Source organism: Rheinheimera gaetbuli, from assembly GCF_054781935.1.
Genome location: NZ_BAAGTL010000008.1, coordinates 105,659 through 118,417 on the forward strand (window position 1 = coordinate 105,659; position 12,759 = coordinate 118,417).

Annotated in this window: 10 protein-coding genes and 1 tRNA gene; 7 read left to right on the forward strand and 4 right to left on the reverse strand. The window is 47.4% G+C overall.

The window, feature by feature from the left end:
- Nucleotides 1-71 precede the first annotated feature (71 nt).
- Nucleotides 72-539, forward strand: coding sequence for a phosphate-starvation-inducible PsiE family protein (locus ACYVIC_RS07435; protein WP_460858680.1), 468 nt, complete (start codon nucleotides 72-74; stop codon nucleotides 537-539).
- Between the two features lie 131 nt (nucleotides 540-670).
- Here the strand turns inward: ACYVIC_RS07435 and ACYVIC_RS07440 are convergent, their stop codons facing one another.
- The 3 genes from ACYVIC_RS07440 to ACYVIC_RS07450 all read right to left on the reverse strand — a co-directional run bounded on the left by ACYVIC_RS07440 (nucleotide 671) and on the right by ACYVIC_RS07450 (nucleotide 3,852).
- Entirely contained in the window at nucleotides 671-1,105 is a 435-nt protein-coding gene (locus tag ACYVIC_RS07440; protein ID WP_460858682.1) for a hypothetical protein, read from the reverse strand.
- Between the two features lie 553 nt (nucleotides 1,106-1,658).
- Complete coding sequence (locus ACYVIC_RS07445) at nucleotides 1,659-2,300, reverse strand: FkbM family methyltransferase (RefSeq protein ID WP_460858684.1); 642 nt, start codon at nucleotides 2,298-2,300, stop codon at nucleotides 1,659-1,661.
- 526 nt (nucleotides 2,301-2,826) lie between these two features.
- Nucleotides 2,827-3,852 carry a LysR family transcriptional regulator gene (locus ACYVIC_RS07450; RefSeq protein ID WP_460858685.1) on the reverse strand — a complete coding sequence of 342 codons (1,026 nt, stop codon included), beginning with the start codon at nucleotides 3,850-3,852 and terminating at the stop codon, nucleotides 2,827-2,829.
- Here ACYVIC_RS07450 and ACYVIC_RS07455 point away from each other — a divergent pair.
- Nucleotides 3,840-4,142 carry a YdhR family protein gene (locus ACYVIC_RS07455; protein ID WP_460858687.1) on the forward strand — a complete coding sequence of 101 codons (303 nt, stop codon included), beginning with the start codon at nucleotides 3,840-3,842 and terminating at the stop codon, nucleotides 4,140-4,142. The genes ACYVIC_RS07450 and ACYVIC_RS07455 overlap by 13 nt on opposite strands.
- 372 nt (nucleotides 4,143-4,514) lie before the next feature.
- On the opposite strand, the gene ACYVIC_RS07460 is transcribed toward ACYVIC_RS07455, so the two are convergent.
- Nucleotides 4,515-4,601 (reverse strand) — tRNA-Leu (locus ACYVIC_RS07460).
- A 377-nt stretch (nucleotides 4,602-4,978) separates the two neighbouring features.
- Between ACYVIC_RS07460 and leuA the strand changes: the two genes are divergently transcribed.
- From leuA to ACYVIC_RS07485, 5 genes are all read left to right on the forward strand, one after another.
- A complete protein-coding gene (gene leuA, locus ACYVIC_RS07465; protein WP_460858689.1) occupies nucleotides 4,979-6,556 on the forward strand; it encodes a 2-isopropylmalate synthase in 1,578 nt (525 codons plus the stop codon).
- 2 nt (nucleotides 6,557-6,558) lie between these two features.
- Nucleotides 6,559-7,647: a 3-isopropylmalate dehydrogenase gene (gene leuB, locus ACYVIC_RS07470; protein ID WP_460858691.1), complete on the forward strand. Its 1,089-nt coding sequence runs from the start codon at nucleotides 6,559-6,561 to the stop codon at nucleotides 7,645-7,647.
- Nucleotides 7,647-9,083, forward strand: a complete 1,437-nt coding sequence (gene leuC, locus ACYVIC_RS07475; RefSeq protein ID WP_460858693.1) for a 3-isopropylmalate dehydratase large subunit — start codon at nucleotides 7,647-7,649, stop codon at nucleotides 9,081-9,083. The genes leuB and leuC overlap by 1 nt, the downstream gene beginning before the upstream one ends.
- Nucleotides 9,080-9,682, forward strand: a complete 603-nt coding sequence (gene leuD / locus ACYVIC_RS07480; protein ID WP_460858695.1) for a 3-isopropylmalate dehydratase small subunit — start codon at nucleotides 9,080-9,082, stop codon at nucleotides 9,680-9,682. The genes leuC and leuD overlap by 4 nt, the downstream gene beginning before the upstream one ends.
- A 180-nt stretch (nucleotides 9,683-9,862) precedes the next feature.
- Complete coding sequence (locus tag ACYVIC_RS07485; protein ID WP_460858696.1) at nucleotides 9,863-12,709, forward strand: hypothetical protein; 2,847 nt, start codon at nucleotides 9,863-9,865, stop codon at nucleotides 12,707-12,709.
- Nucleotides 12,710-12,759: the final 50 nt, after the last annotated feature.

Genomic DNA, 12,759 nt, shown 5'->3' on the forward strand with positions numbered 1-12,759 from the left:
CGCCAGAACAACATCTACATTTCACAGCTGGTTAAACTTGTTGCAGTGTTCTCAACATGGTGGGCAGTGTTATGCAGGAACAGTCGGGGCATCAGCCAGCAGACAATCATTTAAGGCCGCATGAGTGCGACAAACTCATAGCACATTTAAACGTTGTGATAGGCCATAGTATTCGGGTGTTGGCAGTAATGATGGTGGTAGTTATTTTACTGTGTATTCTGGATGTTGGTTTAGTCTTGTATGAGAAGCTGTCCACCCCACCACACTTTTTGTTAGAGCTTAATGATATTTTTGCCGTATTTGCCTCGTTTTTGGCAGTACTTATAGCCATTGAGATTTTCGCCAACATCACGCTTTATCTGCGCGACGACGTGATTCACGTTAAGTTGGTTATTGCTACAGCATTAATGGCAATTGCACGTAAAGTCATAGTGCTGGATTTCACCACTATTGCAGCTGAGTATGTGTTTGCTATTGGTGTAGTGGTACTTGCTTTGGGCGTTACTTATTACCTGGTTGCCAGTAAGGCACGGACTTAAAAGTGTTTGTCTGCCCTGATTACTAGCAATACGAGTAATCAGGGCATAACAGTGGCTTGTTGGTGATTCAGACTATGCTCAGCTGTTCGTTGTTAGATAGACGGTTTGGGATTAAAACAATGACAGCTCTATTAAGCTGCCTCAGTTGCGCAGGCTTCTGTAGGTTTAATGTCTTTAATGCTGGTTTCAATTAGCGCTTTGATATCTAAGTTGGCAATATTTTCAACCAGCTTATTCATCAACGCATCGGCTGTCAGTGCAGAGGACGCCTCTACAAGACAATGGTATGCATTTGCGATACGGGTTTGCAACTCAGACAGCGCAGCTGGGTTACTAAGGTCTACGTTTTTTGCTCCGTTAACGGATTTCGACAATGCATTTACCAGCTCGGGGGCTTTGTTTAAAAGTTCCAGGTTTAGACCGGCAACATCCACCGTCTCTAACTTGTTTTGTAGCGTTTCAACTTTTTGATTAGCTGCGGTTTGTGCTTTATCTATCATCTGATTAGCACTGTCACAACCGGCCAAAACTACTACTGTCGCTATCGTAAAAATGACTTTTTTCATAATATCCCCAAAAAAACACAACAATGCAAATGCGCTTGAAACGCAATATGGGCGCAGCGTAAAAACAAACCTATTGGGCTGCATGTTTCAGATTTAGTTCACATTTAGCGGCATTAAAAGTATTAAGCGTCGGCAATTAGGTTTGCATTTGCGACGAAGTAAGAAATTCAGGGAGTATTATCTATGACAATCTTAGACTTTGCGAGCTGCGACCAGATCGTCGACTTTGTGTTATCAGGAATTGATGAGGCGAAACTGAGTACCATATAAATGGGTTGACGGTAAAATGCTGGTTCAAGCTTTGCAATATTAGCTTGCTTTAACCCGGCGATTTGCTGCTCAGCAACCCGGTCAACCATAACAATGCCGTCAATTCGATTATTATTTAACAGGCTTAAGCTGGCCTGTATACCAGAATCCAGAGTTTTGTGGGCGTTCATCATTCAAAAAGAGTAACTGCCGGCGATTATCACAGGCAAATTGTGAGGAAAACGCTAATTTCAACGAGGTAAATGAGTATATAAAAGCTTAGCGAAAGTCCAATTATTAGTAGTCAACGAGTAGCAAGAACATCGCAGCTCATTTTTGATGAAGTATATTCAAATTTTGTGAAACCATATGTTCTTAGTAGCGTTTCAAGGACTCGCTCATCGCTCCAGCGCCGGTCTATTTCATAATACATAGCTTTAGTGTTAGTTAATAAGCCTGATTCCGCGAGAGCTTCGAATACTATATTTTCATGACCTTCAACATCGACTTTGACAATTAAATCTGCTGATTTTGGTATTAAAACTGCAAGCCTATCTGGCCCTAGTGTGGCTATACTCTCTGAATATCGAAACCAATTTGGCAGTTTACGTAAGGTTGCAGCGCCGCTATGCCAAAATTTTTTTATTATGGTTGTATTCTCCGTTTGGGAAGAAACCGCTGCTTGAATAGGTATTACATTATCTGAAACTTGATTGGCTAATATATTTTTCTCTAACAATGAAAAAGTGCTAGCAACAGGTTCGAACGCATAAGCGCTTTTACAGTATTTGTTTTTACTTGCCAGGATAGAATACAGGCCTTGATTTGCGCCAATATCGACAAAAATAAAGGCGCTTTGTTGGTAATTTAAATAGTCTGACAACACATTGTCATAAGAACCTCTTTTGCAAAAATGGAAGGTTGCATCGAACCAGTTTTTTCGCATTAAGATACCATAATGTGACCGAACGAAGCCTGTTGGAAGTTCAGAGGAATCCAGGTAAGGCGTTTTATTATCAGAGCTAGCGTCCAGCATTGAACTGCACAAACCTTAAAATTTAGATACCAGTAATACCTGATTGAGATTTCTTAAACTAACTCAGTATTGTTACAAAATTAATACACCACCAGCACTTAAGATCACCGAGAAAACAAATGGCTATTCGTCATAATGCGCTTACGTTTGCGGGCGAGGTCTTGCCGAAGAGTTAATAGACAAATTTAACGAAGAAGGGACACACTCAACTCTGAGTGTGTCCGCAGTAATATCGATTACTAAGGAACAGGGGGAACACTAAAGTTCCGTCGGTAATGTTAGTTTTCGGTAATGGCAGTTTTGCTTCGTTTCAGTGAAAATTTTATGATGCTTGGTTGTCCACAGATCGTTCAAACCGAATTGAGCTCCCGCCTACAAGTGATCTATTCATTGGAGCAGTTGTTTTGCAAAATTGAATAGATCATCAGGTTTTTATTTAAGGTGCCAGTCCACGAGCCAAGCGTGGCACTACGCGATGAAGAAAAGTCAGGAAATTTGCGGCGTGTTCGGCAGACGCTAGTGAAGTTTTCCAAACGGCTTCGATCTCCAAAAACATCTCTGTTCCCTCGGCATCCACTAAGGGGCAAGCATTCGCGCTGTTGCGAATGTGGTTGGCGGGGATCACGGCGTTACCCAGGCCAAGGTCGACCCAATCTTCCAAAGCGCTGTAGCTCATCGCACGGCCGGGGTAAACATCCATAGCAAGGTTGGCATTCTCAAATAAGCTCAGGGTGACAGTGGCAAGCCCACATAGGTCTTGAGTTAGTAGGAGACGCTGCTGACTAGCGGCAGCAAGCGTAATACTGGACGTTGTAGCAAAGGTATTAACGCGCTTACAAAGCATAAGTCGGTCTTTTAATAGCTTGAGGTGTTTTCGAGCTCGAGACGCTTTAAAGCCTGTACCGATCACTATATCAAGTTGTCCCGCTTCGAAACGGTGTTCGAGATCATCAACGCTGGACTCGAAAAATAGCAGATGCACATCGCTTCGTTCTGATATAAACGGTTCGAGCAAAAGTGCCACGCGGCCAGCGCCGACCAGAGGTGTAAAACCAATCCGCAGCTCGGATCGGGAAGAGGCGGTCAATGCATTGGTTTCGTTTTGCAGAGCCGACACGGCACACAAGATGTCATTAATGCGGGGCAGCAGTCGTATCCCTGAGATTGAGAGTTCAAGTTGACGGCCCCCGCGGACAAACAGAATTGTACCAAGAGCAGCTTCCAGTTCTGCCACGGATGAAGACACGGTGGGTTGTGACACACCGCATTCTCGAGCTGCAGCACTGAAAGATTTCAAGCGGGATGCAGCTTCTGCGTAAGCGAGAGAGGTTAGACTATACATATAGGTTTTTCCTATGATTCCATATGAAGTATAGGCGTTATCTTTGAGCCTTTCAATTTGTATACTTCTTTCCAGCATTTGCAGGTAAACATCAAAGAGGAATAAATATGAGATATGCACAGATTTTCCGTTATGTCCTGACGTTGAATGAAGCTGAATACCCGGATCGCTGGATGAAGCCCTACGCTGAAGCGATTGCTGAAGTGGCAGGTTTAATCAGTAAGACTTGGATGGCGGATTTTGAAACGAAGACATTTGCCAGCGTTTACATCTGGGAAGACAAGGCTTCCATGGATTCATTCATGGCTTCGCCAGCTATTGCGAAGGTTGCAGCAGAGCCTTTCCTGAAGGACTTGGTTATCACTGAAATCCCAGTACACGAGGAAGCGTCGGCGATAACGCGAGGCTAAACATTGCTGGGTTAAGAGATATAAAACATGTGCGTGCTGGTGAAGCTGTGCAAAAACTTGACGCTGCGTCAGCAATTGGACCGGATAGCGACCGGGGATTGCATTTCACGATAACTGCATAGAACTTGGCTATAGCTGCACGTTTCTAGCGGCAATAAGCAGCGAAACTAGCGTTATCTGATGGAAGAGTAAACTCGGATGCACAAAATGGTTTAAAACGGGTTTAAACGGCGATTAAACAGTGGTTAAAAGTGGTGATTTTACGCGAAAAGGAAAAAAACGCTGCACATAACCTGCACATCGAGAGTTTTTGAAGGTTGAGGCGAAAGTTGAGCTTTGCCAGGAAAAGTTAAATAAATACAGTAGGTTAAATGGTGCCCGGGGCCGGACTTGAACCGGCACGCCCTTTCGAGCGAGGGATTTTAAATCCCTTGTGTCTACCGATTTCACCACCCGGGCAGAGTCGTTTGCGGCAAAGCGCTTGGTAAGACGGCGCGCATCTTATGTAACCTTGCAACAATATGCAAGCAGTTTTGTTTTCAGATAAAAGTTTTTGCCATTTAGCCATCTATACTGTTGCAGTTAAAAAATAACCATGCTATTACTATTGGCGTTTTGCTAACCAATGACATCAACAGAGCAATCAATGAATTTTAACCGTCGCGTTTCTACAATTAGCCTCCTCGTGCTCCTCACTGGCGCGCGGGGTGCTGCTTATTGGTAAAAACGTAACGAACCGATAACGCTAAAACCCCGTGCCACTGGCCGGGGTTTTTTGCATTTTAGCCCCGCCACAAGTTGCCACCGATACCGACTAACGGAACAGGAAACATAAGATGAGCGGCGATAATAAAATTTGGATTTTTGACACCACCTTACGTGACGGCGAGCAGGCATTGCGTGCCAGCTTAAGCCAGAAGCAAAAAATTCAGCTGGCGCATGCGATAGCGCGGTTAAATGTTGATGTAATGGAGGTCGGTTTTCCGGTATCCAGCCCGGGCGATTTTGACTCGGTGCAGCGTATAGCGCGCGAAGTTAAAGGCCCGATCATTTGTGGCCTGGCCCGCGCCGTTAGTGCCGATATCGAAGCCTGCGGCGAGGCGTTAAAAGACGCAGAGCGCCGCCGTATTCATACTTTTATCGCCACCTCGCCGCTGCATTTGCAGTATAAATTGCGTAAAACCTTAGCCCAGGCCAGCGAGCAGGCCGTTGCGGCTATTAAACTGGCCAGCCGCTATACCGACGATATCGAGTTCTCCTGTGAAGATGCCGGCCGCACGCCGATTGACGACTTATGCTGGATAGTCGAGCGCGCCATCGCCGCCGGTGCCACCACCATTAATATTCCCGATACCGTCGGTTACACCATCCCGAACGAATTTGCAGCCATTATCAGCACGTTGCGCAACAAAGTGCCAAATATCGACAAAGCCCGCTTAAGCGTGCATTGCCATAACGATTTAGGCTTGGCCGTGGCCAACAGCATCAGTGCCATTCAGGCTGGCGCACGGCAAATTGAATGCACGGTAAACGGCATTGGCGAGCGCGCAGGTAACTGTTCGCTGGAAGAAGTGGCGATGATTATCAACACCCGTAAAGACGTGTTGGCGCCCTTGTATACCGATATTAAAACCACTGAAATTTACCGCAGCTCTCACTTAGTCAGCCAAATTTGTAACATGCCCATTCAGCCGAACAAGGCGATTGTCGGTGAAAATGCCTTTGCCCACAGCTCCGGCATCCACCAGGACGGCGTGTTAAAAGCACAAAACACGTATGAGATTATGGCGCCGGAGCAGGTGGGTATTCGCCAGAACGAGCTGAATTTAACCTCGCGCTCGGGTCGGCATGTTATCCAGCACCGCTTAGCCGAGTTGGGCTACACCGGCAGCGATTATGATCTGGAAGCGGTGTACAAAGCTTTTGTCGCGCTGGCCGACCAAAAAGGCCGGGTGTTTGACTACGATTTAGAAGCGCTGGTGTTCTTTGAGAATATGCAGGAGCAAAACGACTACTACGCATTGGAGTTTTTAAGCTCGTCTACCCATACCGGCCATGTAGCCAGCGCCACTGTGGGCTTGCGCTGCGGCGATAAAGTGTTTACCGAAGCGGCCACCGGCAATGGCCCGGTTGAAGCGGCGTTTAGTGCTATTGCCCGCATCAGCAAACTGCACATTAAAATGGTCGACTTTAACTTACAGGCCAAAGGCAGTGGCGAAGATGCGCTGGGCCAGGTCGATATTATTGCCGAACATGAAGGCCGCCGCTTTCATGGTGCTGGTTTGGCCACCGACATCGTGCGCAGCTCGGTGCTGGCTTATGTGCATGTGCTGAACATGATCCAGCGTGCGCAAACCATTGATGCACATAAACACGCCCGTCAGAACACCAACAAAATTGCCGCAGGGGAATAGTAATGAGTACACAGAGCAACAAGCATTATAAAATCGCGGTATTAGCCGGTGACGGCATAGGCCCGGAAGTGATGGCCGAGGCGGAAAAAGTGTTACAAGTGGTCGCCGATAAATTTCAGTTTGGCTTAACGTTAACAGCGGCCTTAGTCGGCGGTGCCGCCATCGACGCCACGGGCGAGCCCTTGCCGGCGCAAACCTTGTCGGTGTGCCAGCAAAGTGATGCTATTTTATTTGGTTCGGTCGGCGGCCCTAAATGGACTGGCTTAGCGCCGGATAAACAGCCCGAGCGTGGCTCGTTATTGCCACTTAGAAAAACCTTCGATTTATTCTGCAATTTGCGCCCCGGCCAGATTTATCCGGCCTTTGCTGATTTATCGCCATTGCACCCGCGCGTTAGCAGCTTAGGCATGGACGTATTGTGCGTACGCGAGCTGACCGGCGGCATTTACTTTGGCGAAAAAGGCCGCAGCGATACCGATGCTTTTGACACCCAGCGCTACAGCGTGGCCGAGATTGAACGCATCGCCAAAGTAGCGTTTGAAGCCGCACAAAAGCGCAGCAATAAAGTCACCTCGATAGATAAAGCCAATGTGCTGCAAACCAGTATTTTATGGCGTGAAACCGTCGAGCGGGTAGCGAAAGACTACCCTGGTGTGACACTGGAGCATATGTATATCGATAACGCCGCCATGCAGCTTATTCGCAGCCCGCAGCAGTTTGATGTGTTGCTGTGTGACAACCTGTTTGGCGATATTTTATCTGATGAAATTGCCGCTATTGCCGGTTCGTTAGGCCTGTTGCCGTCGGCCAGTTTAAACGGCAGCGGTTTTGGTTTGTACGAGCCGGCCGGTGGCAGCGCACCGGATATCGCAGGCCAGGGCATAGCTAACCCGATAGCACAAATCTTAAGTGCTGCCTTAATGCTGAGATACAGCTTTGGTGAGGAAGACGCGGCGCGTGCTATTGAGCAGGCGGTGCAGCACTGCTTAGCGCAGCACATTGTCACGCGCGATATTAATCCAAAATCGACTTACGGCACGGCAGCGGTTGGCGCAGCTATTGTTGCCACCTTGCGTCAGGAGAACCAGTAATGGGCCAGGCTACTTCTAAAGCTCAAACCTTGTATCACAAAATCTATGCCAGCCATGTGGTCGGTAAATTAAACCCCGGCACCGATTTATTGTATGTCGACCGGCATTTAATTCATGAAGTCACCTCGCCGCAGGCATTCTCTGGTTTAAAACTGGCCAACCGCAAAGTGCGCCGGCCGGATTTAACCTTTGCTACCATGGATCATAACGTGTCGACCCAGCGCCGCAGTATCGACGCTGCTGGTGAAACCTCGCGCAAACAATTAGAAGCCTTAGCGGCTAACTGCGAGGAAAACCGCATTCCACTGCTGGACTTAACCCATCCGGACCAGGGCATAGTGCATGTTATTGGCCCGGAGCAGGGCTTAACCCAGCCGGGTATGATCATCGTTTGCGGTGACTCGCACACCTCTACCCACGGCGCTTTTGGCGCCCTGGCTTTTGGTATTGGTACTTCAGAGGTTGAGCACGTACTGGCGACGCAAACCCTGCCGCAGCAGCAGGCCAAGACGTTAAAAGTAGAGATAAATGGCAAGTTAAGCGCCCATGTTACGCCAAAAGACGTGATTATGGCGGTAATAGGTAAGTTAGGTACGGCCGGTGGCAACGGCTGCGTCGCCGAGTTTAGCGGCAGTGCTATACGCGCCATGAGCATGGAAGGGCGGATGACGCTGTGCAATATGAGCATTGAAATGGGCGCCAAGGCCGGGCTGATTGCACCGGACCAAATCACCTTTGATTACATTCAAGGCAAAGCACATGCCCCTGAGGCGCAGCACTGGAATGCCGCCGTACAGTACTGGCAAAGCCTGTATTCAGATGCCGATGCGGTATTTGATCAGGTGGTGGAAATTGATGCTGCGACTATTACCCCACAAATTACCTGGGGCACTAACCCGGAGCAGGTGATAGCGGTAGACCAAAGCGTACCGGCACCGGACAGCTTTACCGATGCCACTAAGCGCGATGCGGCCGAAAGAGCGCTGGCCTATATGGGCTTAGAGCCGGGACAAAAGCTGACCGACTGTAAAGTAGATGTGGTGTTTATCGGCAGTTGCACCAACAGCCGGATTGAAGACTTGCGCGCCGCGGCAAGCGTAGTGCAGGGCCAAAAGGTCGCTGCCGGTGTGCGCGCCTTAGTGGTGCCGGGCTCAGGCGTGGTAAAGCGCCAGGCCGAAGCCGAAGGCTTAGCCAGCATCTTTAAAGATGCCGGTTTCGAGTGGCGTGAACCGGGCTGCAGTATGTGTTTAGGCATGAATGATGACAGAGTTGAAGCCGGACAGCGCTGTGCTTCAACGTCAAACCGTAACTTTGAAGGCCGTCAGGGCCGCGGCGCCCGCACGCATTTGGTTAGCCCGGCGATGGCCGCGGCGGCGGCTATTGCGGGTAAATTTGTTAATATTGCAGCTGTGAATGAACAAGGAGACCGGGCATGAGTAAGATATTTGCACAGGGCCTGGTGTGCCCGCTGGACAAAAATAACGTTGATACCGACCAAATTATCCCGAAGCAGTTTTTAACCAGCGTTAGCCGTGATGGTTTTGCCGAAGCGATGTTTTACGACTGGCGCTATTTAGCCGATGGCAGCCCGAACCCGGAGTTTGTTATTAATAAGCCGGAATATCAGGGCGCCGGTATCTTGTTAACCCGCGCCAATTTTGGCTGCGGCTCCAGCCGCGAACACGCGCCCTGGGCTATTCAGCAATATGGCTTTAACGTGATCATTGCCGAAAGCTTTGCCGATATTTTCTTTAACAACAGCGTTAACAACGCCATGTTGTTAATTCAGTTAAGTAAAACCAATATCGACTTATTGTTTAACCGCTGCCAGCAAGGGCCGCAGCACTGGCAAATCGACTTAGCCAGCCAGGAAATCATGTTCGGCAACAATGCTGCGATGGGCTTTAGTATCGACGCCGATATTAAGCAGCGCTTACTGTCTGGTTTAGATTTTATCGGCAGTAGCGAGCAGTTAAACCCGCAAATAGCCGATTACGAACAAAGCCGCAAAGCCAGAGCGCCCTGGTTGGGGTAACTTCGCTGGCCTTAGGCTACTGCAGGGGCGCGCCTAAGTGATCGCGCCCTTTTATTTGGCCAAGTTAGTGTAGTTTGGCCTACTGAATAAATTAAATTAACAAAATATCCTCGCTAAATTTTTTTTTGATACAATCGCCGTCCCCTGATGTTAACTTTTTTGGAGTCGCCGGTGCGAAAGATGCGTTTTTGTTTTAAATTGCTGTCAATTTTGTTTTTCTCATTATTTTTGTCGGGTTGTGGAGGTAGCTCGTCTGCAGATGAGGTTGTTGAACTGAAGTCTGCTGAGATACATGGTTTTGACCTGTCGTCATTGATTGTCGGCATGGAGTCAACCGGCACTGTGGCATATTCTTCTACTGCAGGAAGCGAGTCGGTAACCGTTAAGTTGACAGCCGTACCTACAAACAGCAGCTTGTTGAATAAAACATTTTCCGGCCGTGCATTTTCACTATCTTTTGATGCTGTAGGTATTTATGTCATCGAGGTAACGGTTTCCGACCGCGCAGGGGTAATAGCGAAAGAGTTTGAGCTAAACATCAGCAATAATAATCCGCAGGCGAGAGTTAGTGGTCGCGACAAAACGAATTTGTTTGCTGAGTTTGAGCTTAGTGCTGCTGACAGCAACGACATCGACGGCCATACATTGAATTATCACTGGTCATTATTGACTAAACCGGATGGCAGTGGCTTAAATGAGCATTTAGGTAGTGACAGCGACCTGATTTTCCATCCGGACGCTAAAGGCAACTACGCGGTAAAGTTAACAGTTGATGACGGTTTTGGTGGTGAAAGCGAAGAGGTTTTCAATTTTATAGTTGGTGCTTTTACGTTTCAACGCGTGGTTTTCAATGTTGTTGATGCGGTTTATAACGCGGCGTTAGACAAGATAGTTGTTGTTAGCGACGATAAAAAGCTCTACTTGTATTCACCGCAAAGCCACAACACAGAAGTTATCTCACTGGCTTATCAGGGCACGTCAGTTTCAGTACTGGCAGACGGCAGCAAGGCGGCGGTAGGCCATAACGGTAAAATTTCTTATGTGGATCTTAGTTCACTAAGTGTTGAACAGGTCTATTCAATATCTACCGATGTGTTCGATCTGGAAATAGCGCCCAATGGTTATGTTTATGCTATGCCCAGAACGGATCAATGGGAAAGGTTACGGGCTATTAATTTGGCTAACGGTGAAGAAATTCAGCAGCCGGGTAACTCTATCCGTGCCGGTACCGTGATAAAAATGCATCCGTCACAGCAGTATATATATGGTGCTGACAGAGGGCTAAGCCCATCAGATATCGAAAAATATGACATTCGGGCCGGAGCCCCGGCTTATTTGTATGATTCGCCTTACCATGGTGATTATGCGATGTGCGGTGACCTGTGGTTGTCGCAAGATGGGCTGAGAATTTTCACCCGATGTGGCAACGTTTTCAGGGCATCTGAAGTCCGGGAACAAGACATGACATACAATGGACGCCTAGCAACACAGGACGGTATAGCGGCGTTGTCACATCATCAGAATAGCGTGGTGTTTGTTGATAACAGTAGCCCAAACTATCTGAACTACTATTCCTATGAAACCCTGGAAGCGCTTGACAGCGAAGAGCTACCCATAGCGATAGTCAATGATGAGCCTTATCAGACAAATGCGCATTTTGTATTTCATCGTGCTAATGGCAGTGTTCTAGCGCTGGTAAAAGTAGATGACAACAGTGGCCTACTTTACAGCTATGGCCTCGCTTATACCCCAAATGGTATTGAGCAGCGCAATTTAAACCCGGTTGCCATAATTGATGAGAACAAATATGTTGGTATTAATGAGTTGACAGAAATTAGCGCCGGTTTAAGTTTTGATCCGGAAGACGCAGAGTTAACTTACAGCTGGCAAATGCTGAGTAAGCCAGAGGGTAGTATTGCTTCATTAAGTACAGTAGATGATGTCACCACGGCGTTTACCCCCGATCTGAAAGGTAGTTACCAGATCCGCGTTAAAGTAAATGATGGCGTTAATGACAGTTCATATGCAACTGCCACTATTATCGCAGAGGACCCTCAGGACAAACAGCTAGTTGAACTTGGATTTGACGTTACAGCTTCAGCTTTTTCAGAACAGCTAAATAAAGTCATTTTCATTGCTTCTAATCCAAATCAGTTAATCCTGTTTGATATTGAAAATAGCAGCTTTGAGACTATCGATCTGGCTGGCAGCTCTTCAGTATTAGAGCTGAGTTTGTCGGGCACACGTGCCGCAGTGGGCTTCGCCAACTCGGTTGCAATTGTTGATTTAGTGACCAAGCAAGTTACGGCTACATATTCTGTTGCCTCAGATATTATTGATTTGGTGTTACCTGACAATGGCTATCTGTATGTGTTTCCGAAAACCAGGCAATGGGCCAATATCACCACCATTAATCTGGCGACCGGTGAAGAAATGACGCATATCGGAAACTCTATTTATGCCGGTACTTTGGCAGATTTACACCCGTCAGGTGACTACATATATGGTGCCGATAACGGTTTGTCGCCGTCCGACATTGAGCTCTACAATATCTCAGGCGGTAATGCCCGCTACGTGTATGACTCGCCCTATCATGGCGACTACGACATGTGTGGCAATATTTGGCTGGCAGAAGACGGCAAAAATCTCTTTACACCTTGTGGCAACGTATTTAAAGCAAATCCCGGGCAAGCTGACGATATGCAATACGTCAGCAAACTGACTATAACGGGAGCAATTAAGGCAATTAGTCAAAAAGCAGATGAAATTGCACTAATTAATACTGGTGCCTGGTGGTATCATGGCGATGCTGAGATTGGTCATGTGATCTATTTCTATGACTACCCTGGGTTGTCACAGGTCCGCTCGCTGGAAATACCCACCACAAAGATAAATGACACTGAATTCAAAAATTACGGTGTAAATTTATTTCATAATTCGGCAGGAAATAAAATTATCACCTTGGTGAAAATAGACCCAGAGGCTGGTAAGTTACGCGAGTACTCGCTGTTTATTTATTCGAAATAGCACGTAATTCTGTCAGCTATCAGGGGTAGCGATAGCTGGCAGTTGAGCAA